The following is a 24593-nucleotide window of genomic DNA, read 5'->3' on the forward strand; positions in this document are numbered from 1 at the left end:
GTTAAAGTTTAAAATTACAATATTTGAAAAGGCAAGCGATTTTTGGTGCGACGCGCCTCAGTGCGACGTCGCGACGAGCGAAAAATCGTAGCCGTCCAGCTCGGCGAGATGGACGGGATGGCGGCCGCCAACCACCGGCTGTGCCTCGACGCCGCGCGCGGTGCGGCGCTGCAGGGTGCGCCCGTAATAGCGCCGGAGCTCGCGGGCATCGAAGCTTCCGGCTCGTTCGATCAACGCCGCCAGCGCGTGAACGCCTTCGTAGCAGGACTCGCCATAGCCGTTCGGCGGCGGCGGATTATCGCCATAGGCCGTGTAGTAGCGCTCCAGGAATGCGCCGTTGTTGCGCGAATGCATCGACGCGAAATAGCTCGACGCAACAAACAGGTTCTCGGTCTGGCTGCTGTCAAGGCCGTAGACGATGGTCTCGTCGAAGGCGGAGGAGAAGCGCAGCACGTGGCGGCTCAGCCCGGCGGCGCAGAAGGCTCGGCTGAAGGCGATGCAGTCGAAACCGAGAAACACCGGCAGCACCACGTCGCTGCGCGTGATCTTGATGCGGTCGAGCATCTCGTCGAAGTCGTGAGCGCCGACCGGCAGATAGCACTCGCCGGTGACCGTGCAGCCGACACCGGCGATGAGCCGCTTGGCGATCTGAAGCGACGCGCGCGGCCAAATGTAGTCGTTGCCGCACAGGAAGAAGCGCCTCGCGCGCTTCGCCTCGGAGAGCCATCGGATGGCGGGCGCCATCAATTCGCCGGCCGTTTCTCCGGTCGTCATCACGTCCGCGTTGGTCGCCAGCCCCTCGAATTGCGGCGTGTAGACAAAGGGAACCTGCCCCTGTGTCGCCTGGACCACGGGATCGCGCGCATAGCTCGGCAACATGCCGATGAGGCCGTCGACGGCGAGCTCGTCGACCGCCTCACGCGCCGCGTGCGCCGCGCTTCGTCCGGTCTCGCCGGCATTCACCACGATCAGTTCCACCGGGCGGCGCATGATACCTGCAGCCTGGTTCAGCTCGGACACGGCCAACCGTCCGCAGGCCTCGGCGGAGGGCGCCCAGAGGCCCGCCGAGCCGCTCAGAGGGACGAGAAGACCGATCCGTACGCTGCGCAAAGCGTGGCGCCTCCGTTGTATCGAGGTCGCCCACTCACGAATCGTGCCAACAGCGGGTTTCCTGCAAAGCAGGTCATTCGTGTACGAAAGATCGCCAATTCCAGGGTCGCCGGCCACAACTGATCAAGAGAGCGGCGGCACCTCGCTTAATCCTTGGGCAGAAGGGCCCGGCCCGCGAATCGCGTGCCGGCGGCGGCTCAGCCGGGCTGCCGACGACCGGACGCGGCGATCGGCTTGGCCATCGGATAGGAGGATGCCGTGCCGAACTTTCCGACCGGGACGCCGGTGTCGACATAGCCACGTGCCAGATAGAAGCGGTGAGCGGTCTCGGTGCTCAGCAGCACGCAGCTCGTGGCGCCCTGCTCCGCCGCGCGCTGTTCGAGCGCCGCAAGCATGGCCGAGCTGACCCCGCGATAGCGGGCCTGCGGCGCCACATAGTTCAGCGTGATCTCGCCGGGATGCGCCAGCCCGCCGACGGCGAGAATCGCATCACCCTCGATCGCCACGAGCAGCGATCGCCCTTGCCCATCCGCCCATTGCGCGACGACGTCGGGCGTCTTGTTGGCGAGCCATCGGCCAAGGATGTCCGGATCGCCGCGGTGGTCGGCGCTGCACAATTCGGAAATCGACGCACGAATGACGGCGCAGGCCGCCGCCGCATCGCCAGGGGTCGCATCGCGAATGATCATGACGTGCCCTCTCTCGCAAGGAGGGAACGCGATGCATTCCGCTCCTGCTATTCCCGCTTGCCCTGCACCCAGCTCTCGAGCATCTGCAACGCGCTGGCGCGGTCGTCGTCCGAGGCCTTGGCAAAGGCCCGGTTGTAGCTTTCCTTGATCCAGGCCTCGTCCGGACCGGCGCTGTCACGCGCCAAGGTCAACCACATCAGGCCGCGCGCCGGCTGCCGGGGCAGACGGTCGCCGTTGAACAGCATCTGGCCGAGCAAGGCCTGGGCCTGATGCTGCCCCTTCTGGGCGGCGAGGCCAAGCCAGCGCGCGCCATAGCGGAAGTCGTCGCGCGAGGCGTCCGCCGTCTTCAGATACATCCGCGCCAGATCGTACTGGGCATCGGCATTGCCGAAATAGGATGCCGCATAGGAGAACATCTCGCGGGCGCGATCCGGATCGGCCTTCACCTTCGAGTTCGGGATTCCGTTCAAGTAATAGCGGCCAAGCGCCACGAAGGCGTTGGCGACGATCTGCGCCTGCGGCGCCGACGGACTATCCTCGGCATGCGCGTTGGCGATGCGGCTGAAATAGTCGAACGCGCGGATATCGTCGCGCACGACGCCGTCGCCCGCGGCATACATCCGGCCAAGCTTGAACTGCGCCACCGGGTGACCTTCCTCAGCCGCATATTGCAATGCGGTCAAAGAAGGCGTCGTGGTGGTCGCGTTCGCGGCGGCGGCCGGCACCGATTTACGCAGCGCGCCGGGCGCGCCCGACTGAGGGCTTGCCACTGGGATTGCCGGCTCCTGGTTGACCGGAGCACCGTCGAAAGCGAATGACGGCGTCGGTAACGCGAGCGGGGCAACCCCCAGCATCAATGCGAATATGAGTCGATCAGATGTCCGCATAGCAATGTTTCTCTTGCGCACCACCTGGATGGGTCACGGCGCCCGCAACGGCCGGCCCCACCTGCTGGGCATATTTCCAAAGCGCACCTGACGTGTGCTGTGTCTCACGCGGCGTCCACTTGGTCTTGCGTGCCGCGAGTTCGGCATCACTCAACTTGACGTCGAGACGCCCTGCGACGGCGTCGATTTCGATAATGTCGCCGTCTTCGACGAGGGCGATCGGCCCCCCGATGGCGGCCTCCGGTCCGATATGGCCGATGCAGAAGCCACGGGTCGCGCCCGAGAACCGGCCGTCGGTGATCAGCGCGATCTTGCCGCCCATGCCCTGTCCGGTGAGCGCCGCCGTGGTCTGCAGCATCTCCCGCATGCCGGGACCGCCGCGCGGCCCCTCATAGCGGATGACGATGACATCGCCTTCGCGATAGGTCCGCTTCTGCACCGCCTCAAAGGCATCCTCTTCCCGATCGAAGCAGCGGGCCGGCCCAGAGAATTTCAAGTTCGACATGCCCGCGACTTTCACGATCGCACCCTCTGGCGCGAGATTGCCTTTCAGACCGACAACACCACCGGTCGCAGTGATCGGCTGATCAGCCGGCCTCACCACGTCCTGGTGCGGATTCCATTTCACGCCTTTGAGGTTTTCGGCGATCGTCCGGCCGGTGACTGTGAGGCAGTCGCCATTCAAATAGCCATGGTCGAGCAACGTCTTCATCAGAAGCGGAATACCACCAGCCTCGAACATGTCTTTGGCGACATAGCGGCCACCTGGCTTCAAATCCGCGATATAAGGTGTCTTTTTGAAGATTTCGGCGACATCAAACAGGTCAAACTTGATACCTGCCTCGTGTGCAATCGCTGGTAGGTGCAGCGCAGCGTTGGTCGAGCCGCCGGAGGCCGCGACGACGGCCGCCGCATTCTCCAGCGCCGCCCGCGTGACGATGTCGCGCGGCCGGATGTTGGCCGCGATCAGCTCCATCACCTTCTCGCCCGCGGTCATGCAGAACGAATCGCGGATCTCGTAAGGCGCCGGAGCCCCGGCCGAATAGGGCAGCGCCAGTCCGATCGCCTCGGAGACCGTCGCCATCGTGTTGGCCGTGAACTGCGCGCCACAGGCGCCGGCCGACGGACAGGCGACGCGCTCGAGCTCATCGAGATCGTCGTCCGACATCTGGCCGACCGAATGCTTGCCAACGGCCTCGAACATGTCCTGCACGGTGACCTGCTGCCCGCGGAAATTGCCGGGCAGGATCGAGCCGCCATAGATGAAGATCGACGGCACGTTGAGCCGGACCATCGCCATCATCATGCCCGGCAGCGACTTGTCGCAGCCGGCCAGACCGACGAGCGCGTCGTAGGCATGACCGCGAATCGTCAGCTCGACGGAATCAGCGATCGTCTCGCGCGAGGGCAGCGACGAGCGCATGCCGTCATGGCCCATCGCGATGCCATCGGTGACGGTGATGGTGCAAAACTCGCGCGGCGTGCCGCCGGCGTGGGCAACGCCCTTCTTGACGGCCTGAGCTTGCCGCATCAGCGCGATGTTACACGGCGCGGCCTCGTTCCAGCACGAGGCGACGCCGACGAAGGGCTGATGGATCTGAGCCGTGGTGAGGCCCATCGCGTAGAGATAGGACCGATGCGGCGCACGCTCGGGCCCTTCCGTCACGTGACGGCTGGGCAGCCTGCGCTTGATGTCGGTCTTCGCGTCCATCGCTGTTCTGGCCTCCCGGTGCTCCGAAGGCCGCCAAATCCCAGGAGTGGATTTTTGCAGCCTCACACGCACTGGTACTGTTCTGATCAAAGTATTTCACGACCAGGTGTGGCCAAAAAGCGGCGCGTTTGCGGAGCGCCCGAGATTGTTACCAAAACTTCGTAAACTGTGACTGCGTCGCAACATTCGTGGCCGATGCGCCACCATCGCTCGCAGAGCCTAATACCTCTCCTTTACTCTGGCACCACTCCCGCGGCCCTGATTATGGGCCACCATTTAGCGATTTCCTGCCGCTGCAGGGTGCCGAGCGCCTCCGGCGTCAGCTGATTTGGGGACGGCATCTGCAACCCCAAGTTATTCAATTGATTTTTTACAGCCGGATCATTCAGGGCGGCGACGGCGGCCGCATTGAGTGTCGTGACGATCTCCCCCGCCGTTCCTTTCGGCAGCCAGAGCCCGGACCACAGGGTCATGTGGAAGCCCGGCAGGCCTGCCTCATCGGTCGTCGGAATATCGGGCGCACTGTCCAGGCGCTTGGCGTCGGTCACGGCATAAGCGCGGATCGTGCCGGCCCGGACCTGGCCGATGGCGTTCGATGTCTGGTCGACGATCAGGTCGATCTGGCCGCCGACGAGGTCGTTCATGGCCGGGCCCGTGCCGCGGTAAGGCACGTATTGCAGCTTGATGCCGGTCACCTGCTCGAAATAGAGGCCGGCGATGTGGCTGCCGGAGCCGTTGCCGGCGGTACCGGCGGATGCCGGGTTCGACTGCGATTTGAGCCAGGCGACCAGTTCGGGCAATGATTTCGCCGGCACATTCGTCTTGCTGACGATGATCATCGGATTGCTCGGCAGCAGCACGACCGGCTCGAGATCGGCGACGAGATCGTAGCCCAGCCGATAGACCGCGCCGTTGGCGACATGGGTGCCGAGATGACCGAAGCTCACCGTGTAGCCGTCGGGCTTCGACCGCACGGCGCGCCCGACCCCGATCGAGCCACCCGCACCGGTCACATTCTCGACCAGCACCGGCTGCCCCAGCGTCCGCTTCATGTGTTCGGCCAGGATGCGCATCATCGCATCCGACGGCCCGCCGGCCGCGAAGGGCACGATCACGGTGATCGGGCGCGAGGGATAGGTGTCCGCCCGCGAAGGCATCGCCAAGGCGACCCACGCAAGCAGCACGGCGCAAACAGCTCGTCGCATCACGTCCTCCCTTGTGCCGCACGCGCCAAGCGCAGACGCCGATGCGTCTGCGCTGCAGCTCGTGCCCGAGGCCGCGGTGCGGTTGTTAGTTAGAACTGCCCGAAATCGATCGGCTGGTGACGATCGAGCGTACGGGTGACCGGCGGCAGCGGATATTTAAGTCCTGTCGCGCAATTGAACAGCATGACGCGATCGTTTTTCGTCACGCGCCCGTCGGCGAGGCTCTGCTTGTAGGCGGCGTAGGTCGCAGCGCCCTCGGGGCACAGCAACAGCCCCTCCTCGCGCGCGACCTCCGACAGCGCAGATGAAATCTTGTCGTCGTCGACCGCGATCGCTAAACCCTTGCTCTCGCGAACGGCGCGCAAAATGAGAAAATCCCCCACGGCCTGCGGCACGCGAATGCCGGAGGCGATGGTGTGGGCGTCCTCCCAGCGCGTCGCATGCTCGACGCCAGCTTCGTAAGCGCGCACCATCGGCGCGCAGCCGGACGCCTGCACCGCGACCATGCGCGGGCGCTTCGAACCGATGAACCCGATCTTTTCGAGCTCGTCGAATGCCTTCCACATGCCGATCAGGCCGGTGCCGCCGCCGGTCGGATAGAAGATCACGTCGGGCACATCCCAGCCGAGCTGCTCGGCGAGCTCCAGCCCCATCGTCTTCTTGCCCTCGATGCGATACGGCTCCTTCAAGGTCGACGTATCGAACCAGCCGACCTTGGCCTTGCCCTCGCCGACGATCTTGCCGCAATCGTCGATCAGCCCGTTGACGCGATAGACCGTCGCGCCCTGCATCTCGATCTCGCTGACGTTCACCTCCGGCGTATCCGCCGGACAGAAAATCGTGGTCTTGATGCCGCAGGAGGTCGCATAGGCGGCGAGCGCTGCACCGGCATTGCCGTTGGTCGGCATCGCCATGTGCCGGATGCCGAGCGCCTTGCCCATCGACACCGCCATGACCAGGCCGCGTGCCTTGAACGACCCGGTCGGCAGCCGGCCCTCATCCTTGACGATGATCTCACCGCCGCCGAGCTTCTTCGACAGCTTGGGCAGGTTGATCAGCGGCGTCATCACCTCACCGAGGCTGACGATATCCTGGCATTTGCGCACCGGCAGCAGCTCGCGATAGCGCCACATGTCGGCGGGCCGCTGCGCCAGCGCATCCTTGGTCAGCGCCTGCTTCACGCCGGCGAGATCGTAGCGCACCAGCAGCGGCTTGCCAGCCTTGGAGAGGTTGTGGGCCTGGTCGGCCGGATAATGATCGCCCTCCATCGCGCATTCGAGATGGGTGACGAAGGTCGGACGCTCGGTGGTGAGATTGTCGCTGGATTTCACGGGCACTTACTTTCGGGATCGAGGCACATGTGTTTCAGCGCCGTCATTGCGAGCGGAGCGAAGCAATCCAGAGTCTCACCGCAGAGGCAGTCTGGATTGCTTCGTCGCTACGCTCCTCGCAATGACGCCCGGAGCTACATGTTCAGCACGCGGCCATAGGCATCGAGCACGGCTTCCTTCATCATCTCCGACAGGGTCGGATGCGGGAACACCGTGTGCATCAGCTCCTCCTCCGTCGTCTCCAGGTTCATCGCGACGACATAGCCCTGGATCAGCTCGGTCACCTCGGCGCCGACCATATGCGCGCCGATCAGCTGTCCCGTCTTCTTGTCGAAGATCACCTTGACCAGGCCCTGGTCCTCGCCGAGCGCGATCGCCTTGCCGTTGCCAACGAAGGGGAAGCGGCCGACACGGATGTCGCGGCCCTGCTCCTTGGCCTTGGCCTCGGTGAGGCCGACGGAGGCGATCTGCGGATGGCAGTAGGTGCAGCCCGGAATGAGGTTCTTGTCCATCGCGTGCGGATGCAGGCCCTTGATCGCCTCGATGCAGACCACGCCCTCATGCTCGGCCTTGTGCGCCAGCATCGGGGGACCGGCAACGTCACCGATGGCGTAGATGCCGGGCACGTTGGTCTTGCCGTAGCCGTCGATGACGATGCAGCCGCGATCGGTCTTCACCCCGAGCTTCTCCAGCCCGAGATTTTCGATGTTGCCGACCACGCCGACGGCCGAGATCACGCGCTCGAATTCGACCGCCTCGATCTTGCCCTTGCCGTCGTCGATCGTGGCGACCACGCTGTCGGTCTTCTTGTCGAGCTTAGTGACCTTGGCGCCGGTCATGATCTTGAGGCCCTGCTTCTCCAGCTGCTTGCGGGCGATGCCGGCGATCTCGGCGTCCTCCACTGGCAGGATCTGCGGCAGCACCTCGACCACCGTCACCTCGGAGCCCATGGTGCGGAAGAACGAGGCGAACTCGATGCCGATCGCGCCGGAGCCGACCACCAGCAGCGACTTCGGCATCTTCTCCGGCACCATCGCCTCGAAATAGGTCCACACCAGCTTCTTGTCCGGCTCGAGGCCCGGCAGCACGCGCGGCCGCGCACCGGTCGCGACAATGATGTGCTTGGCCTGATAGGTGCCCTCGCCCAGCGCGCCCTTGGGCGACTCGACGTCGGATTTGGTCACCGTGATCTTGCCGGGCGCGTCGATGGCAGCCTTGCCCCAGATCACCTGGACCTTGTTCTTCTTCATCAGGAAGCCGACGCCATCGTTCAGCCGCTTCGACACGCCGCGCGAGCGGGCCACGACAGCCTTCGGATCGTAGGAGATCTTCTCGGCAGAGAGGCCGTAATCCTTGGCGTGCTGCATGTAGTGATAGATCTCGGCCGAGCGCAGCAACGCCTTGGTCGGGATGCAGCCCCAGTTCAGGCAGATGCCGCCGAGATAGGACTTCTCGATGATCGCGGTCTTGAAGCCGAGCTGGGCGGCGCGGATCGCGGTGACGTAGCCGCCCGGGCCGGAGCCAATGATGATGACGTCGAAGGATGTGTCGGCCATGGCTATGCAATCATTCTCATCGTTAGCCGGGTCAGTCGAACTCTCTCCGTCATTGCGAGGAGCGGAAGCGACGACGCAATCCAGGGTTCCGGCGGGACTCTGGATTGCTTCGCTGCGCTCGCAATGACGGCGGATGCGGTCGCAGCGTGGCTCACACCATCATCATCACGGGATTTTCGATCAGCTGCTTGAAGGCGCCGATCAGCTCGGCGCCGAGCGCGCCGTCGATCGCGCGGTGATCGCAGGACAGGGTCACGCTCATCATGTTCGCGATCTCGATCTTGCCGTTGCGTACCACCGGCCGCTCTTCCGACGTGCCGACCGCGAGGATGGTCGCATGCGGCGGATTGATCACGGCGGTGAAGTGATTGATGCCGTACATGCCGAGGTTGGACACCGCGGTGGTGCCGCCCTGATACTCCTCCGGCTTCAGCTTGCGCGAGCGGGCGCGCGCGGCGAAGTCCTTCATCTCACCTGAGATCGCCGACAGCGTCTTGGTCTCGGCCTTGCGAATGATCGGGGTGATCAGGCCGCCCGGCATCGCGACGGCGACGCCGACGTCGGAATGCTTGTGCTTGACCATGCCGCCTTCGGTCCAGCTGACGTTGCAGTTCGGAATCTTCTGCAGCGCCACCGCCATCGCCTTGATGACGAAGTCGTTCACCGAGAGCTTGTAGAGCGGCTTCTTCTCCTTGTCCTTTGGAGCTGCCGCATTGATCTCCTCGCGCGCGGTGAGCAGCTTGCCGATGTCGCAGTCGATCGTGAGATAGAAGTGCGGAACGTTCTGCACCGAGGCGGTCAGGCGCTGCGCAATGGTGCGGCGCATGCCGTCATGCGGGATGACTTCGTAGGAGCCCGGCTCGAACAGCGCCAGGATCTGCTTGTCGGACATCGACGGCGCCAGCGCGGGTGCGCCCGCAGCGGCGGGCGCCGCCGACGGCGCGGCCTTGAGGCCCTTGCCGGACTTCGCTTCCTCGACGTCACGCGCCACGACGCGGCCATGCGGGCCGGTGCCGGTGATACGCGCGAGATCGATGCCGGCGTCCTTGGCGAGACGCCGCGCCAGCGGCGACGAGAACACGCGGGCGTGGCCGTTCAACTGCGGAGCAGCGGCAGCGGCCGGCGCGGGCACAGCCGGAGCAGCAGCCGGCTTTGGCGCAGGCGCGGCGGCCGGAGCAGCCGCGGCCGCGGGAGCCGCCGCAGCGGCCTTGGTCTCAGCCTTGGGCGCCGCGGCCGCCGGAGCGCTGCCGGCCGCCTTGACGTCCTCGCCTTCGCCGGCGAGCACCGCGATCACGTCGTTGACCGGCACGTCCTGCGTGCCTTCTGGCACCAGGATCTTGGCGAGCGTGCCTTCGTCGACCGCCTCGACCTCCATCGTGGCCTTGTCGGTCTCGATCTCGGCGATGACCTCGCCCGACTTGACCTGGTCGCCTTCCTTCTTGAGCCAACGAGCGAGGTTGCCCTTCTCCATCGTCGGCGACAGCGCGGGCATCAGAATATTGATCGGCATGATCAGTGACCTTGTTTCGACCTGGGGCTGGTGCTGCCCATATCAGTCGGCCGAGCCAGCTCGGCTTCGAACATCTCGACGATGCGCTGCAGCGCCTCGTCTTCGGAATAATCGCTCTCGCGCGCATAGGCGCGCGCAGCATGACGGGCGACGTCGACCAGGAGCAGCCCCCACACGTCGGGCTCCTCGAAGGCGCGTTGGAACGCGATCGAGAGCCCGCCATCGAGCACGAAGGCGCGCAACACTTCGGTGGCGTCCTCGCGGCCGACAACGTCGGGCGGCAGCGGCTGCTCCTTGGGTCCGGCCATGTTCGGGATTTCCCTTAGCGGTAGCAGACGGATTTGGCGGCCTGCACGACCTCCGCAGCCGAGGGCAGCGCGAGCTTCTCGAGGTTCGCCGCATACGGCATCGGCACGTCCTTGCCGGACACGCGCGTCACGGGCGCATCGAGATAGTCGAAGGCGTGCTCCATGATGCGCGCGGCGATCTCGGCGCCGACGCCGCTCTGCGCCCAGCCCTCTTCCACCGTAACCGCACGTCCCGTCTTCTTGACCGAGGCGATGATGGTTTCAGTGTCCATCGGACGCAGGGTGCGCAGGTCGATCACCTCGGCCTCGATGCCCTCCTTGGCGAGCTCGTCGGCGGCCTTCAGCGCGTAGGTCATGCCGTTCGACCAGGAGATGATGGTGACGTCCTTGCCGCTCCGCGCGATGCGCGCCTTGCCGATCGGGATCACGTAGTCGTCGAGCTTCGGCACCTCGCCGGAGTGACCGTAAAGCACCTCGTTCTCGAGGAAGATCACCGGGTTCGGATCACGGATCGCAGCCTTCAAGAGGCCCTTGGCGTCGGCCGCGGAATACGGCGCGACCACCTTGAGGCCGGGGATGTGCGAGTACCAGGACGAGTAGTCCTGGCTGTGCTGCGCGGCGACGCGGGCAGCCGCGCCGTTCGGACCGCGGAACACGATCGAGCAGCCCATCTGGCCGCCGGACATGTACAGCGTCTTGGCCGCGGAGTTGATGATCTGGTCGATCGCCTGCATGGCGAAGTTGAAGGTCATGAACTCGACGATCGGCTTGAGGCCGGCCATCGCCGCGCCGACGCCGATGCCGGCGAAGCCATGCTCGGTGATCGGCGTGTCCATCACGCGGCGGGCGCCGAACTCCTGCAGCAGACCCTGGGTGACCTTGTAGGCGCCCTGATATTCGGCGACCTCCTCGCCCATGATGAAGACGTCGCCGTCGCGGCGCATCTCCTCGGCCATGGCGTCGCGCAGCGCCTCGCGGATGGTCTGCGTGACCATCTCGGTGCCGGCGGGCACTTCCGGATCCGGCTCGGCCACGCTGTGCGGCGCAGCCACACCGGTCGGCGCGGGCGAGGCCTGCACGGAGGCGGCCGGCTCGGCCGGCGGCGCCGATTGCGCGGCCTTCATCTCGGCAGCGGGCGCGGCCGCCTTACCGAGATCGGCCGCGGTCTCGCCGTCGGCGAGGATGGTCGCGATCGGCGTGTTGACGGCGACGTCGGCGGTGCCTTCGGGAATCAGGATCTTGCCGAGCGTGCCCTCGTCGGTCGCCTCGACTTCCATCGTCGCCTTGTCGGTCTCGATCTCGGCGATCACGTCACCCGACTTGATCGCCTCGCCTTCCTTCTTCAGCCATTTGGCGAGGTTGCCCTTCTCCATCGTGGGCGACAGCGCAGGCATCAAAACTTGAATTGGCATATCAGCTCCGGAAGAAACAGCGTCTGCGCTTAGCGGTAAACGTCGGTGTAAAGCTCGGCGGCATCAGGCTCGGGATCGGCCTGGGCGAAATCGGCCGCCTCGTTGACGATCTTGCGCACATCGGCATCGATCGCCTTGAGATCCTGCTCGCTGACCTTGGCCGCCAGCAGGCGGTTGCGGACCTGCTCGATCGGATCCTGGTCGTGACGGACCTTCTCGACCTCCTCGCGGGTGCGGTACTTGGCCGGGTCCGACATCGAGTGGCCGCGATAGCGGTAGGTCTGCATTTCCAGAATGTAGGGGCCCTTGCCCTCGCGGCACCAGGCGACCGCCTTCTCGCCGGCAGCCTTCACGGCGCGCACGTCCATGCCGTCGACCTGCTCGCCCGGGATGTTGAAGGAGATGCCGCGCTTGGAGAAGTCGGTCTGCGCCGAGGCGCGCGACACCGCGGTGCCCATGGCATAGCGGTTGTTCTCGATGACGTAGATCACCGGCAGCTTCCAGAGCTCCGCCATGTTGAAGCTCTCATAGACCTGGCCCTGATTGGCCGCGCCGTCGCCGAAATAAGCGACGCTGACCGAGTCGTTGCCGCGGTAGCGGTTGGCGAGCGCCAGCCCCGTGCCGAGCGACACCTGGGCGCCGACGATGCCGTGGCCGCCGAAGAAGTTCTTCTCCATGCTGAACATGTGCATGGAGCCGCCCTTGCCCTTGGAGTAGCCGCCACGGCGCCCAGTGAGCTCGGCCATGACGCCCTTGGCATCCATGCCGCAGGCCAGCATGTGGCCGTGGTCGCGATAACCGGTGATGACCTGGTCACCCTCCTTCAGCGCCATCTGCATGCCGACCACCACAGCCTCCTGGCCGATATAGAGGTGGCAGAAGCCGCCGATCGCACCCATGCCATAAAGCTGACCCGCCTTCTCCTCAAAGCGACGGATCAGCAGCATGTCGCGCAGCGCGGCCAATTCCTGTTCTCTGGTGAATTCCGGCGGCGGGCCGTTGTCTCTGTCCTGCCCTTGTTCCTTTGTGGCGGTTTTCTTGGGTGCGGCCATGGCAATTCCGGATGAGAGAAAAAAGTAGCCCTCTCTAGCTCAACTCCAGGAGACGTAAAAGGACCGCGTGAACCACCATTCACTTTGCGTTTGCCGCACTGCAACGGGCACGAAATTTTAGAAATCCAACAGCCCGTTTTTTGAAACGAAGAATGGGGAGCTGGCCCTGGCCGTCACTTTGCTGCGAGCTGGGCTGCATCAGCAACCGACCGAGGTGCGCCCGTCGGATTGCCCAAGGTCGCGCCAGCACCCCGCCCGATTGAGCGGCCCGCGCGAGCGGAAGGTCCGATCGCCGAAACGATCCACAACGCGGCAGACGAAGGCCACGCCACGCGCAGACCGGGCTGCTCCGGCCCACGCGGACCGCCGGCAATCTGCGTAGTCCTACGGAGACAAATTCAGCCGGCTTAAACCATCGGCCCGCACTGTATGTGCCACGCAGCAATGGAGCTGCGGGCCCTGGGAATGCATATGGTCCTGACGATCCCTCGCCGTTTCGGCATCCTTGTCGCCGTTTCCATCGCGATCTGCATCGCGGCCATCGCAAGCCAGCTGTTGAGCGCCCGCTCCGCCCTTCTCGACGAACGCAAGACGGCCATCGTCGGCCAGGTGCAGTCGGCCGTATCGATCGTGAAGGCGCTGGCCGCCGAGGTTCAGAAGGGCACGCTGACCGAAGCAGAGGCGCAGAGCCGCGCCAAGGCCACGCTGCGCAGCATCCGATATGGCAAGAACGACTACATCTTCGTCTACAAGCCGGACGGAGAGAATATCGTTCTTGGTCCCCGCCCCGACTGGGAAGGCAAGAATCTCAGCAACGAAAAGGACGCCAATGGCCTGTTGTTCGTGCGCGAACTGGTCACGGCGGGCCTGCGCGACGGCGGCGGTTTCTCCGAATACATGTTTGCCCGCGCCGGTAGCACCATTCCCGTCGCCAAGCTGGGCTATACGCTGAAGGCCGATCCCTGGAATTGGATCGTCGGCACCGGCGTCTATGTCGACGATCTGGACGAGATGTTCTACGCGTCCGTGAAGACGGCCTTGCTCTGGGCCGCGGGACTGATCGCGCTGCTTTGCATGATTGCCCTGCTCATTGCGCGGGGACTGGTCCGTCCGCTGCAGGCCATCACGAAGGTGATGACCGAGCTCGCGACGGGCAATCTGGCCGTGCTTGTTCCGGGCGCCGAGCGGCGCGACGAGCTCGGCGAGATGGCGCGGGCGGTCGAAGTCTTCAAGGTCAATGCGGCGGCGCGCCAGCGTCTCGAAGCCGAGCAGAAGGAGCAGGAAGGCCGCCTCGCGGCACAGCGCAAGGCGGACACCGAGCGGCTCGCCAACGAGTTCGAGCGTTCGGTCGGCAGCATCATCGAGACCGTCTCGTCGGCGGCGACCGCGCTGGAATCCTCGGCCAAGTCGCTGACAGCGACGGCCGACCGGTCTCAGGGGCTCGCCACCGTCGTCGCCAACGCCTCGGGCGACGCGTCCAACAACGTCCAATCGGTGGCGGCCTCGACCGAGGAGATGTCCTCCTCCGTCAACGAGATCAGCCGCCAGGTGCAGCAATCGGCCGCGATCGCGAGCGAAGCCGTCGAGCAGGCACGGCGCACTAACCAGCGGGTCGGCGAATTGTCGCAGGCGGCCGCCCGCATCGGCGATGTCGTCGAATTGATCAATACGATCGCGGGCCAGACCAATCTGCTGGCGCTAAACGCGACGATCGAGGCGGCGCGCGCCGGCGACGCCGGCCGCGGCTTCGCGGTGGTCGCCTCCGAGGTCAAGGCGCTGGCCGAGCAGACCGCCAAGGCCACCGATGAGATCAGCCAGCAGATCGGCGCGATCCAGGCCGCCACCCAGCATTCGGTCTCGGCGATCAGGGAGATCGGCGACACGATCGGGCGCATGTCCGAGATCGCCTCGACCATCGCCGCGGCCGTGGAGGAACAGGGCGCGGCCACCCAGGAGATCTCCCGCAACATTCAACAGGCCGCGCAGGGCACGCGCCAGGTCTCGGCCAACATTGCCCAGGTGCAGCGCGAGGCGAGCGAGACCGGATCGGCGTCGTCGCAGGTGCTCAATTCAGTGCAGTGTCTGTCGCAGGACAGCCAGCGCCTCAAGCTCGAGGTCAGCCGGTTCCTCGAATCCGTGCGCGCCGCCTGACGTATGGATCGCTGCAAGCCGGCTCGGCTCCGGGCCGGCTTTCCGGCCCCGGCAGCGTCCGCCCTCCCAACGTAGACGGGTCGATCACTACGGACGGTTGATCCGGATCAGATCGTGGGGGTTGGCGTAGCCCAGCTGAAAGCGCGCGCGCTCATCGAGCATATCGGGGTCGACCCGGTCGGAGCGCAGCAGCGACACCCGCCTCTCGCCCTCGGCCCGCTCCTGCTTCAGGCGCACGAGCTCAGAAGTGAGGGAGATGATCTCCTGGTCGAGTTCCTGGCGCGCGGTGAGTCCGTAGCGCCCCGTATAAGCGTTGATGCCGAAATAGCCGATGATGGCCGCCGCCATCGTATAGAGGGCGAGCCCCGTCAGGAACGATTTCAGGCGTGCGCGGGAGACCATAGGCGCGACAATGCGAGCCCGGCGGTTAAGGAATCGCTAACCCTGCCCAACCCACGAGGCGCTCAACTCCGATACGCCGGCTCCTCGGCGTCCAGCGTGCGCTTGATCGCCTCGAGATGCAGCCGCGCCGATTCCGTATCGCCGTCCCGCATCTGCCGGTAGGTCGCTTCGGCAATCTCGGGGGCGACCGGCACGACCGTCCGCCCGGTCGACAGCGCCAGGCACTGCACCTGGCAGGCGCGCTCGAGATAGTACAGATCGTCCCAGGCTTCCGCGATGGTCGGCGCCAGCACCATCACGCCATGATGCTTCATGAACACGATGTCGGCGTCGCCGATCGCGGCGGCGATGCGGTCGCCCTCGCTGTTGTTGAGCGCCAACCCGTTGTAGTTCTCGTCGACGGCGGTGCGGCCGTAGAATTTCAACGCGGTCTGTCCGGCAAAGATCAGCGGCTGGCCTTCCGTCATCGACAGCGCCGTTGCATAGGGCATGTGCGTGTGGAAGGCGACCTTGGCGCGCGGCAGCGCCTTGTGGATGCGGGCATGAATGTAGAAGGCGGTGGCTTCCGGGCGGCCGTCGCCGGCGATGACGTTGCCGTCGAAATCGCACACCAGCAGCTGCGATGCCGTCAGCTCGCGAAAGGCGTAGCCGTAGGGATTGACGATGAAGAGGTCATCGTAGCCGGGCACCAGCGCCGAGAAGTGGTTGCAGATGCCCTCCTCCAGGCCGTACCGCGCCGCCATGCGAAAACAGGCCGCGAGGTTGACGCGCGCCTGCCAGATCGCCTCCGAATTCAGCTCCGGCTGGTTCGGACCGGGCTTCGACGAGTTGGCAGGGGTGAATGCATGAGCCATGGCGCGTCCTTGCTGCGTGACCTTGGTGCGTCTCGTTGCGGCGCGTCCTGGCGTGCGCATCATTGCGCAGGGCGCCGCCTCCCCTTGAAAACCGATCGGGCAGAGCGCGTCAACGCCCTGCCCTGCTCGACGCGGATGGCCCGCCTGATGCGGCGAGGATGAAAGTCAGCCGTTCTGCTTGGCCACGAAGACGGCGAATGCGTCCAGATATTGCTGCAGCACCGTCTTCAGCGCGTCCTTGGTCAGTTCGCCCTGGCCATCGAACGCATCGCCGACGCCGTTGAGATAGATCTCAGGCTGGCCCATCACCGGACCCGAGATGCCCGGCATGATATTCTGCAGATGCTTGGCCGCGGCGACGCCCCCGAGCGGGCCCGGCGAATTGGAGATGAGGCCGACCGGCTTGCCCAGGAACGAGCTCTGCCCATACGGACGCGAGGCGATGTCGATGGCGTTCTTCAGCACGCCGGGGATCGAGCGATTATATTCGGGCGTCAGGATCAGCACGCCGTTCGAGGCCTTGAGCTTCTCCCGCAAGGCGAGCCAATCCGCGGGCGGGTTGGCCTCGAGATCCTGGTTGAAGAACGACAGGCCTTCGAGCGTGGCCACCTCGATCTTGAGGCTGGCGGGGGCAAGCTTGGCCATCGCCTTCGCGATCTTGAGGGTGAAGCTCTCCTTGCGGAGGCTGCCGACGAGCGCGACGATCGAATAGGGAGCGGGCATGAGACCATCCTTTGAAGAGGAACGTATGGGACGCACTTAAGGCCCGCAGCCAACAACATGCAAGTGCATGAACTAGCCGATCGCGAAACTCAGCGTTTCATCGCGGGAAACGTTCGGATGTTCCAGCCGGTCACCGCCGCGGCCAGATCACCGTGCGGCCATGATGCAGCGGGTGAATTCGGCCACCGCCTTGTGTGTGAGCCAGATCGATGGCCCCTCGACCGGCTGCGGCCAGGAGGACAGCTTTGCGATCACGATTGCGTTCGCAGCATCGACGAACAGGTTCTGGCCGTGAATGCCCATCGCGAATGTCAGCTGTGGCTGATCGTTGATGACGTACCACCCGCTGCGATAATGCATGTTGCGGCTGATGGCTGCGAAGCTGTCGCGCCATTGGCCGTCGCGCCAGGCCTGCGCGTCTCCGTTGGTCCTGATGTCGTCGAGCCAGGTCTCGGGGATGATCGCATGCGAGCCGCGCCGGCCGGCCGACAGCACGAGTTGGCCGAGCCGGGCGAAATCCCGCAAGGTGGCGCAGAAGCCGCCGGTGCAGCGCGGCGCGCCCTTGGGATCGAGCGTGATGAAGGCCTCGCCGCTCGCGCCCATCGGCTTCCACAGCAGGGTGCTTACGAGGCTGGCGAAACTGCGGCCGGTGGCGCGCTCGATCGCCCAGCCTAGCAGATCGGTGTTGGACGAGACGTAGCTGAAAGCACCGCCATGCGGCTTGGCCTGCGCGCGCATCGTCGCGAAGAAGTCATGCAGGTTCGGCGTTGTGCCCGGCGCGACCGGCTCCCAGCCGGCGGCGTCGGCATAGGCCTGCAGACCGGCGCCGTCGAACACGATCCCGGCGCGCATGTCGATGAGCTCACGGATCGTGGCGCCCTGGTAGGCCGTGGCCGCGACCTCCGGCACGTAGCGCGCCACCTCGGCATCGATGTCGATCTCGCCGCGATCCGCGAGGATGCCGAGCATCAAGCCGGTGATCGACTTGGTCGCGGACATCAGAATGTGCGGCGTGTCGCGATCGGTGCCGCCGTCATAGTGTTCGAACACGATGTGGCCGTCCTGCAGGATCAACAGTCCGTCGGTCGCCGTCGTCTTCAGGAAGCCATCGAGGTCGAGCGTGCCACCCTTGGGCAGGCGCAGGCTGAAATCATCGAACGCAACCGGACGTGCCGGCAGGGACCAGGCGCTGCCCGGCGCGCTCTCGATCTCGGCGACCGGCAGGATCGATCGGATGTTGTGAAAGGCCCAGCGGCTGAACGGCGCGGTGCGCCAGTTGGAGAGATCGGCGCGGGAGGGAGAAAGATCGGTCGACATGCGAATCCTGCGGGATTTCCGAGGTGCTCGACATAGGGGTTCGCAGCGAGCGCGGAAAGCCCGACATTTCGCATATGCAAAAACGACCAGGCCGCCCAAAGGCGGCCCGGCACTCTCTCTCCTGCGTCATTGCGAGCGAAGCGAAGCAATCCAGGGCTCGGTTGGGACTCTGGATTGCTTCGTCGCTACGCTCCTCGCAATGACACCCACAGAGGCTGAATCAAAGCACCGAATTCCACGGCGCCGGGATCAGCCGGTACTTGGCGCCGTCCTTCTCGACATAGCCCACCGAGGGGAACGAGAAATGGAAGCCGATCACCTTGGCTTTCTCGGCAGCGACCATGTCGTAGAACTTGTGCCGGGTCTCTTGCGCCTGCGCGGCATCGGTGTCGAACATCACGTGCCAGTCGGGATTGCGCAAGAACAGCTCCGGCACGTTGGTGACGTCGGACTGGATGAACACCTTGGCATTGCCCGAGGCGACGGCGAACGAGGTGTGGCCCGGCGTATGACCCGGCGTCGCCAGCGCCGTGATGCCCGGCGCAACTTCCTTGTCCCACTCGTATTGGGTGACCTTGCTCTCGAGCCCGCCGAACACCTTCTTGAAGTTGGCGAAATTGCCCTTCATCAGCTCCGACTGCGCCTTGGCGGCGTTCTCGTCGCTGTTCCAGAACGCCCACTCCACCGAGGGCACCTTGAGCTCGGCATTCGGGAACGCCAGCGAGCCATCGGCGAGCCTGAGGCCGTTGATGTGGTCGCCATGCATGTGGGAGAGCACGACGACGTCGATGCTCTTCGGATCGACGCCGGCCGCGGCCAGGTTCTGCAGGGTGCGACCGACCGCGCCCTTGCTCGCCTCGAAGGCGCCCGCGCCGTTGCCGGTATCGATCAGGACCAGCTTGGAGCCGGTATTGATCAGCTGCGGATTGAACGGAATCGTGACCATGCCCTTCGGCATGTAGGCGCTTTCCGCCGCCGCCAGCGCGTCGTCCTTGGCGGTGTTGACCACGAACTTGTCAGGCATCGGGAAGGTGCGCGCTCCGTCATTGACGGAGGTACATTCGTAGTCGCCGACCTTGTAGCGGTAGAAGCCGGGCGCCTGCGCACCGGCAGGCGCGACGGCCGCGCGAGCCTCGCGGCCGGCCAACGGCGGCAACGCGCTCGCGGCTCCGGCAAGGGCCGCCCCGGCCAGAAATCGACGGCGATCCAACTGCGTCATGACACATCTCTCCTCAGTGCTGTCAGCGGCCAACACCGCCCTCGGACAAAACGGCGCGGATTGTCTCCGGCCGCAGGCCAAACGCAAGCCTGTCCGCAACGTCCGGGGAGCGACGTTAGGTCACTTATCTTTGTGAGGGTCGATAAGGAATTTTTCGCCAGTTGCCCGTTTGGCGTACACTGCAAGGTTGGCCGGATCGAGCGCCTCGGTCAATGACACGACCTTCGTGTAGTGGCTGGCGAAGGTGGTCTTGAGCTCGTCGACGACGCGCTGGCGCAGCCGTTCTGTGTCCGCCCGGCCGATCTTCATCAGGAACGGAAACAGCAGCCAGCCGCCGACGCTCCAGGTCATGCCGAAGCCGCGGGTGATCTCAGTCGGGCGCGTATCCAGGCCGCCATAGATGTAGACCTGCTTGTGCACGCTTGAGCCGTAGCGGCTGTAGGGATGCTTGCCGGACTTGTTGATCGCGGCTTCCATCGCATTGAGGATCTGGCCGGCGAGCTTGCCGCCGCCGATCGCGTCGAAGGCGATGGTCGCGCCGGTCTCGACCAGCGCCGCGATCAGCTCGTCCATGAAGGTCGGCGATGTCGAATCGACGATGTATGTTGCACCGATGCCGCGCAGGATCTCAGCCTGGGCTGCGCTGCGCACGATGTTGACCAGGGGAATGCCGTCCTTCAGGCAGATCTTGTTGAGCATCTGACCGAGATTGGAGGCGGCGGCGGTGTGCACCAGCGCGGTATGGCCCTCGCGCCGCATCGTCTCGGTCATGCCGAGCGACGTCAGCGGATTGACGAAGCAGGATGCGCCCTCGGCCGCCGTGGTGCCCGTCGGCAGCGGCAGGCATTCGGAAATCTTGAGGCAGCGATATTGGCTGTACATCGCGCCGCCGATGGCGGCGACGGTGCGGCCCATCAGCGCCTTGGCAGCCTCCGACGAGCCGGTCTTGACCACGGTGCCGGCCCCCTCATTGCCGATCGGCAAGGATTCGTCGAGCCGGCCGGCCATCGCCCGCATCCCCGCCTCCGGCACCTTGGCAGTGATCACGGGCCGCGCCTTCGTGCCCGACGCCTGGAGTGTCGAGAGATCGGCCGCGCCAACGAGGAGGCCGAGATCGGACGGGTTGATCGGCGCCGCCTCGATCCGCACCACGACCTCGTCCGGCCCCGGCTCAGGGGTCGGCACGTCGACCAGCGAGAGCTCAAGCTCGCCGCTGCGCTTGATCAATGTCCGCAGCTGCAGGCCCTGTGTCTCGACACTCATGCGCGCCTCCCCTGTTGTCTTGTTTTCAGCGAACGATCAGGCCAGCGCCTTCAGCGCCGAACGGCCGGCGTAGCGCGCCTGCGCGTCGAGCTCCTGCTCGATGCGCAGCAGCTGGTTGTACTTGGCGGTACGGTCGGCACGCGCCAGCGAGCCGGTCTTGATCTGCCCGCAATTGGTGGCGACGGCGAGATCAGCGATCGTCGAATCCTCGGTCTCGCCTGAGCGATGCGACATCACGGCCGTGTAGCCGGCCTTGTAGGCCATCTCGACCGCCGCCAGCGTCTCTGTCAGCGTGCCGATCTGGTTGACCTTGATCAGGATCGAATTGGCGCGGCCGTTGCGGATGCCATCGGCCAAGCGGTTGACGTTGGTGACGAACAGATCGTCGCCGACCAGCTGGCACTTGCTTCCGATCAGGTCGGTGAGCTCCTTCCAGCCGTCCATGTCGTCCTCCGACATGCCATCCTCGATCGAGACGATCGGGTAGCGCGCGACAAGGTCGGCGAGATATCTGGCCTGCTCGGAACGCGAGCGGCTCTTGTTCTCGCCTTCATAGACATACTTGCCGTCCCTGAAGAACTCGGTGGCGGCGCAGTCCAGCGCCAGCATGACGTCCTCGCCCGCATTGTAGCCGGCCTTGCCGATCGCGCTCATGACGAAGTCGAGCGCGGCATCGGCCGACGGCAGGTTCGGCGCGAAGCCGCCCTCGTCCCCGACATTGGTGTTGTGGCCGGCCTTCTTCAGCTCGCCCTTCAGGGTGTGGAAGATCTCCGAGCCGCAGCGCAGCGCTTCGGCGAAGCTCGGCGCGCCCACCGGCATGATCATGAATTCCTGGAAGTCGATCGGGTTGTCGGCATGGACGCCGCCATTGACGATGTTCATCATCGGCACCGGCAACGTGCGGGCCGAGGTGCCGCCGACATAGCGATACAGCGGCATGTCGTAGGAGATCGCGGCCGCCTTAGCACAGGCCAGCGACACACCGAGAATCGCGTTGGCGCCGATCCGGCTCTTGTTCGGGGTGCCGTCGAGCTCGATCAGGATCTGGTCGATCTGGACCTGGTCCTGGACCGACATGTCGCTGAGCGCCTCATAGATCTCGTCATTGATCGCCTCGACCGCCTTCAGCACGCCCTTGCCGAGGTAGCGATGCTTGTCGCCGTCGCGCAGCTCGACCGCCTCATGGGCGCCGGTGGAGGCACCGGACGGCACGGCGGCGCGGCCGACCGAGCCGTCCTCCAGCACGACGTCGACCTCGACCGTGGGATTGCCGCGGCTGTCAAGGATTTCGCGGCCGATGATATCGACGATGGCGGTCATGGGGTCCTCTTGAGGGCTTTTCTGGTGGGTTTTGCTGCGCCGCTTCTAGCGCAGGGACGGGAGGCCGAAAAGGCCAAGTCGCGACCAAATCAAGTCGCAACCAGATTAGGTCGCCAAGTCACGAAGCGGGTGACGCCAGCGGTACGATTGGATAAGACCACCCCAACCTCATCCGTGACCCGAGACATGGCAAAAAGATCCATCAAATCCGAGACATCACCCGAGCTCCAGCTGGGCCGGCCGGTCACCGCGCCGGACAGTCCGGAGACGGCCAGGCTCGATCGCGTGCCCAATCCGCAGAAGGATACGGATTATCTGGCCCGCTTCACGGTGCCGGAGTTCACCTCGCTGTGCCCGGTCACCGGCCAGCCGGACTTCGCCCATCTGGTGATCGACTATGCGCCGGGCCCATGGCTGGTCGAATCCAAGTCGCTGAAGCTCTATCTGGCGAGCTTCCGCAACCATGGCGCGTTCCACGAGGACTGCACCGTGGCGATCGGCAAGCGCCTGGCCACCGAGCTCAAGCCGAAATGGCTCCGTATCGGCGGCTATTGGTACCCCCGCGGCGGCATCCCGATCGACGTGTTCTGGCAGACCGGCAAGCTGCCGAAGGGCCTGTGGGTGCCGGACCAGGGCGTGGCACCGTATCGCGGACGGGGGTGAGGCCGATCGGGAAGCGGGAGTTGCAGTCGTGAACGGCGCAGTCGAATATGCCCGCCTGTCGGTGTACTGTCCCAAGTGCACCACAACACTCACGTGGCCGTCTTCGCTGTCAGCAGCGGACAAGGCGAGAATTGCAGCCGAAATCCGCCGCAGCCAGATTGAGGGCCACAAACTGCTTGTCGCCCAGTTCGGCTTCTCGATGAGGGAAGCCAAGGCTATGACGCTACATGTCACGCTGACGGCAGGCTCATGTCACCGCTGCCATCGTCCCCTTTCCCAGAAGGACGATGTGAGCGTCTGCGAGACGTGCCGCTCAGCCAATCTTAACTGGTAGTCGTCGATCACGCGCTCCTGTCTCAGTACGCGTGATAGCCGTCGAACTTCGCCTTGTAGGCTGCCGGACACAGCACCGCGAACGTACTCAGCATCGCGTCCGTCCTCGCCGCCGTGCTGTTGTCGACGATCTGCTCGTTGCGATGATCCTTCCAATTGGTGCGGATCATCTTCTTTCCTTCGCCGCTCGACTCGGGCTCGCCGGCGCCGACCAGCGAGAAGTTGCCGAACTCGGTATAGACGGTGTTCTTGGAGCACATCGCCCGCCGCTTGATCTGTTTGCCGGCGTTGAGATCCATCACCTGCTTGGCGCAACGCGCCACCTCGGCCGGCTTGATGTCGTCGGGCGGCGGCTCGCGCAGGCAGCTCTCGATCGCGTCGTCGAGCTCGATCCGGAACGTCACTGCCGCGGTGTCGCTGTCGAGATCGGACAAAGTCAGGATGGTCGCATCGCCCCGATGCGAACTGACCAGGATCTTGGTCGGCGCCTTGGCGACGGCTGCGCGCGGGCTCTCTGACTTTGCCGGCGGCTGCGCCCGCGCCTGTCGTAGACCACCCGCCACGATCCCCACAACCAGCAATAGGCGCCCTCTGCGCTTCCCCGTCGTTCTCCGCTCACCCACAAGAAAAGATGATCAGAAACACAAGTCGAAGGTACCCGCAGGTTGCACTGCTGACGGAGTGCTGCAGCGCCGGGACCGGCTGTCACGAGCTTGCCCTCGGTATTCGTCAGCACGTGATAGGGATTGTCAGCATCCGGGCCGCCATGATGCTTGATGGAGTTGAGCTTGAGCGGTTGTCCCGCTCCTTCATGAAGCACATCGACTTCTGCATCCGATCAACTTCACAACCGGCTCCATCAGCCTGCTGAGATAGCGGTGCATCAGACCGACCAACGGAGCCCCCCGCAGTCACGGCACCTTGCGCGATCGGGTATCGATAGGCACGCTGGTGCTTGCGGTGGCAGTCCACTTACTAACAATCAGCGCTATGATTGCAGAAGTTAAGTGTCACAGCAGCTTCCGCTGCCGTGCACGAGCCTCCTCGCATCTTATCCTGGCAGTTTCGGCGTGCCTGGGATGGGATCGGGGTTCGCCGCTACAAAAAAATAGATGAGACCGTACACCGGCACAAATGCCGACAACACAGCGTGGATGGCAGAACCGTTCTTTACGCCCCTTACGATGCCCATAATAGGACTCGCGAACATCACAATAACTACAACCCAGTGCCAAATCGAAATTGAGCCCATCTGCTCCTCCCACCTTGCGCCAACTATGCGCCATTTTCCATTAGCGGTCCACTTCCAGTAAACGATCGCTTGCGCTCGTTCGGCGGCCCTTGACAACTCAACCAAGAGTTGTGATACCACATGCAGAATCTCGAATTTCGTTACGGCGTCCTCCCCACGATTGTCCGAGCAGAAGCGTCAGCAGACACCAACCTCACCGAAGGCGCGAAAGCCAGCAGCTACAAGGCCTGCCAAGCCGCGCAGGTTAAGCATCGGGAGTAGAAAAGGGCTTCCTGGCTCTTGCCCAGGGCTAAGATATTTGACGATGGGCATTCGCGCTCGCCTG

The 24593-nt window shown here is 64.7% G+C and carries 22 protein-coding genes; 3 read left to right on the forward strand and 19 right to left on the reverse strand.

Annotation, left to right across the window (positions count from 1 at the left end):
• Window positions 1-57 precede the first annotated feature (57 nt).
• From HL671_RS10430 to pdhA, 11 genes are all read right to left on the reverse strand, one after another.
• Window positions 58-1110, reverse strand: a complete 1053-nt coding sequence (locus HL671_RS10430; protein WP_012044485.1) for a substrate-binding domain-containing protein — start codon at window positions 1108-1110, stop codon at window positions 58-60.
• Between the two features lie 197 nt (window positions 1111-1307).
• Entirely contained in the window at window positions 1308-1799 is a 492-nt protein-coding gene (locus tag HL671_RS10435; protein WP_012044486.1) for a GNAT family N-acetyltransferase, read from the reverse strand.
• A gap of 47 nt (window positions 1800-1846) precedes the next feature.
• Window positions 1847-2569, reverse strand: a complete 723-nt coding sequence (locus HL671_RS10440; protein ID WP_012044487.1) for a tetratricopeptide repeat protein — start codon at window positions 2567-2569, stop codon at window positions 1847-1849.
• Between the two features lie 103 nt (window positions 2570-2672).
• Window positions 2673-4397 (reverse strand): dihydroxy-acid dehydratase, encoded by a 1725-nt coding sequence (gene ilvD / locus HL671_RS10445; protein ID WP_172236355.1) that lies wholly within the window; start codon window positions 4395-4397, stop codon window positions 2673-2675.
• A gap of 233 nt (window positions 4398-4630) precedes the next feature.
• A complete protein-coding gene (locus tag HL671_RS10450; RefSeq protein WP_172236356.1) occupies window positions 4631-5602 on the reverse strand; it encodes a tripartite tricarboxylate transporter substrate binding protein BugD in 972 nt (323 codons plus the stop codon).
• Window positions 5603-5691: 89 nt separating this feature from the next.
• Window positions 5692-6933, reverse strand: coding sequence for a threonine synthase (locus tag HL671_RS10455; protein ID WP_172236357.1), 1242 nt, complete (start codon window positions 6931-6933; stop codon window positions 5692-5694).
• Between the two features lie 134 nt (window positions 6934-7067).
• A complete protein-coding gene (gene lpdA / locus HL671_RS10460) occupies window positions 7068-8489 on the reverse strand; it encodes a dihydrolipoyl dehydrogenase (protein WP_012044491.1) in 1422 nt (473 codons plus the stop codon).
• Window positions 8490-8640: 151 nt separating this feature from the next.
• Window positions 8641-9999 (reverse strand): pyruvate dehydrogenase complex dihydrolipoamide acetyltransferase, encoded by a 1359-nt coding sequence (locus tag HL671_RS10465; protein WP_012044492.1) that lies wholly within the window; start codon window positions 9997-9999, stop codon window positions 8641-8643.
• 2 nt (window positions 10000-10001) lie between these two features.
• A complete protein-coding gene (locus HL671_RS10470) occupies window positions 10002-10307 on the reverse strand; it encodes a DUF5076 domain-containing protein (RefSeq protein ID WP_012044493.1) in 306 nt (101 codons plus the stop codon).
• Between the two features lie 14 nt (window positions 10308-10321).
• Window positions 10322-11719 carry a pyruvate dehydrogenase complex E1 component subunit beta gene (locus HL671_RS10475; RefSeq protein ID WP_172236358.1) on the reverse strand — a complete coding sequence of 466 codons (1398 nt, stop codon included), beginning with the start codon at window positions 11717-11719 and terminating at the stop codon, window positions 10322-10324.
• A 29-nt stretch (window positions 11720-11748) separates the two neighbouring features.
• Entirely contained in the window at window positions 11749-12771 is a 1023-nt protein-coding gene (gene pdhA, locus HL671_RS10480; protein WP_012044495.1) for a pyruvate dehydrogenase (acetyl-transferring) E1 component subunit alpha, read from the reverse strand.
• A 471-nt stretch (window positions 12772-13242) separates the two neighbouring features.
• Here pdhA and HL671_RS10485 point away from each other — a divergent pair, with 471 nt between their 5' ends.
• Window positions 13243-14922, forward strand: coding sequence for a methyl-accepting chemotaxis protein (locus tag HL671_RS10485; RefSeq protein ID WP_244424059.1), 1680 nt, complete (start codon window positions 13243-13245; stop codon window positions 14920-14922).
• A gap of 87 nt (window positions 14923-15009) precedes the next feature.
• Here HL671_RS10485 and HL671_RS10490 read toward each other — a convergent pair whose 3' ends face one another.
• The 7 genes from HL671_RS10490 to eno form a co-directional block, all read right to left on the reverse strand.
• Complete coding sequence (locus HL671_RS10490) at window positions 15010-15324, reverse strand: FtsB family cell division protein (protein ID WP_012044497.1); 315 nt, start codon at window positions 15322-15324, stop codon at window positions 15010-15012.
• A gap of 62 nt (window positions 15325-15386) precedes the next feature.
• On the reverse strand, window positions 15387-16178 hold the full coding sequence (locus HL671_RS10495) for an aldolase (RefSeq protein ID WP_012044498.1): 792 nt from the start codon (window positions 16176-16178) through the stop codon (window positions 15387-15389).
• A gap of 165 nt (window positions 16179-16343) precedes the next feature.
• Complete coding sequence (locus HL671_RS10500) at window positions 16344-16901, reverse strand: NADPH-dependent FMN reductase (RefSeq protein ID WP_012044499.1); 558 nt, start codon at window positions 16899-16901, stop codon at window positions 16344-16346.
• Window positions 16902-17048: 147 nt separating this feature from the next.
• Window positions 17049-18218: a serine hydrolase domain-containing protein gene (locus tag HL671_RS10505; protein WP_172236359.1), complete on the reverse strand. Its 1170-nt coding sequence runs from the start codon at window positions 18216-18218 to the stop codon at window positions 17049-17051.
• Between the two features lie 220 nt (window positions 18219-18438).
• Window positions 18439-19437 carry an MBL fold metallo-hydrolase gene (locus HL671_RS10510; protein ID WP_012044501.1) on the reverse strand — a complete coding sequence of 333 codons (999 nt, stop codon included), beginning with the start codon at window positions 19435-19437 and terminating at the stop codon, window positions 18439-18441.
• A 120-nt stretch (window positions 19438-19557) separates the two neighbouring features.
• Window positions 19558-20700 carry a zinc-binding dehydrogenase gene (locus tag HL671_RS10515; RefSeq protein WP_012044502.1) on the reverse strand — a complete coding sequence of 381 codons (1143 nt, stop codon included), beginning with the start codon at window positions 20698-20700 and terminating at the stop codon, window positions 19558-19560.
• Window positions 20701-20736: 36 nt separating this feature from the next.
• The gene (eno, locus tag HL671_RS10520) at window positions 20737-22020 is read right to left on the reverse strand and encodes a phosphopyruvate hydratase (protein WP_012044503.1); all 1284 of its coding nucleotides are present in this window, start codon (window positions 22018-22020) and stop codon (window positions 20737-20739) included.
• A 186-nt stretch (window positions 22021-22206) separates the two neighbouring features.
• On the opposite strand from eno, the gene queF reads away from it, so the two are divergent.
• The gene (gene queF, locus HL671_RS10525) at window positions 22207-22683 is read left to right on the forward strand and encodes a preQ(1) synthase (RefSeq protein WP_012044504.1); all 477 of its coding nucleotides are present in this window, start codon (window positions 22207-22209) and stop codon (window positions 22681-22683) included.
• A gap of 356 nt (window positions 22684-23039) precedes the next feature.
• On the opposite strand, the gene HL671_RS10530 is transcribed toward queF, so the two are convergent.
• A complete protein-coding gene (locus tag HL671_RS10530) occupies window positions 23040-23588 on the reverse strand; it encodes a hypothetical protein (protein WP_307768991.1) in 549 nt (182 codons plus the stop codon).
• An 800-nt stretch (window positions 23589-24388) separates the two neighbouring features.
• Here HL671_RS10530 and HL671_RS10535 point away from each other — a divergent pair.
• Window positions 24389-24529 (forward strand): hypothetical protein, encoded by a 141-nt coding sequence (locus HL671_RS10535; protein ID WP_172236361.1) that lies wholly within the window; start codon window positions 24389-24391, stop codon window positions 24527-24529.
• The last annotated feature ends 64 nt before the right edge of the window (window positions 24530-24593 follow it).

The sequence above is a fragment of the Bradyrhizobium denitrificans genome, from assembly GCF_013179005.1.
GTDB lineage: Bacteria > Pseudomonadota > Alphaproteobacteria > Rhizobiales > Xanthobacteraceae > Bradyrhizobium > Bradyrhizobium denitrificans.

Excerpts from the sequence above, each read along its gene's own strand:
- HL671_RS10435 (WP_012044486.1), bottom strand. The coding sequence starts at position 1,799 with ATGATCATTCGCGATGCGACCCCTGGCGATGCGGCGGCGGCCTGCGCC.
- ilvD (WP_172236355.1), bottom strand. The coding sequence starts at position 4,397 with ATGGACGCGAAGACCGACATCAAGCGCAGGCTGCCCAGCCGTCACGTG.
- HL671_RS10450 (WP_172236356.1), bottom strand. The coding sequence starts at position 5,602 with ATGCGACGAGCTGTTTGCGCCGTGCTGCTTGCGTGGGTCGCCTTGGCG.
- lpdA (WP_012044491.1), bottom strand. The coding sequence starts at position 8,489 with ATGGCCGACACATCCTTCGACGTCATCATCATTGGCTCCGGCCCGGGC.
- HL671_RS10465 (WP_012044492.1), bottom strand. The coding sequence starts at position 9,999 with ATGCCGATCAATATTCTGATGCCCGCGCTGTCGCCGACGATGGAGAAG.
- HL671_RS10470 (WP_012044493.1), bottom strand. The coding sequence starts at position 10,307 with ATGGCCGGACCCAAGGAGCAGCCGCTGCCGCCCGACGTTGTCGGCCGC.
- HL671_RS10475 (WP_172236358.1), bottom strand. The coding sequence starts at position 11,719 with ATGCCAATTCAAGTTTTGATGCCTGCGCTGTCGCCCACGATGGAGAAG.
- pdhA (WP_012044495.1), bottom strand. The coding sequence starts at position 12,771 with ATGGCCGCACCCAAGAAAACCGCCACAAAGGAACAAGGGCAGGACAGA.
- HL671_RS10485 (WP_244424059.1), top strand. The coding sequence starts at position 13,243 with ATGGTCCTGACGATCCCTCGCCGTTTCGGCATCCTTGTCGCCGTTTCC.
- HL671_RS10490 (WP_012044497.1), bottom strand. The coding sequence starts at position 15,324 with ATGGTCTCCCGCGCACGCCTGAAATCGTTCCTGACGGGGCTCGCCCTC.
- HL671_RS10495 (WP_012044498.1), bottom strand. The coding sequence starts at position 16,178 with ATGGCTCATGCATTCACCCCTGCCAACTCGTCGAAGCCCGGTCCGAAC.
- HL671_RS10500 (WP_012044499.1), bottom strand. The coding sequence starts at position 16,901 with ATGCCCGCTCCCTATTCGATCGTCGCGCTCGTCGGCAGCCTCCGCAAG.
- HL671_RS10505 (WP_172236359.1), bottom strand. The coding sequence starts at position 18,218 with ATGTCGACCGATCTTTCTCCCTCCCGCGCCGATCTCTCCAACTGGCGC.
- HL671_RS10510 (WP_012044501.1), bottom strand. The coding sequence starts at position 19,437 with ATGACGCAGTTGGATCGCCGTCGATTTCTGGCCGGGGCGGCCCTTGCC.
- HL671_RS10515 (WP_012044502.1), bottom strand. The coding sequence starts at position 20,700 with ATGAGTGTCGAGACACAGGGCCTGCAGCTGCGGACATTGATCAAGCGC.
- eno (WP_012044503.1), bottom strand. The coding sequence starts at position 22,020 with ATGACCGCCATCGTCGATATCATCGGCCGCGAAATCCTTGACAGCCGC.
- queF (WP_012044504.1), top strand. The coding sequence starts at position 22,207 with ATGGCAAAAAGATCCATCAAATCCGAGACATCACCCGAGCTCCAGCTG.
- HL671_RS10535 (WP_172236361.1), top strand. The coding sequence starts at position 24,389 with ATGCAGAATCTCGAATTTCGTTACGGCGTCCTCCCCACGATTGTCCGA.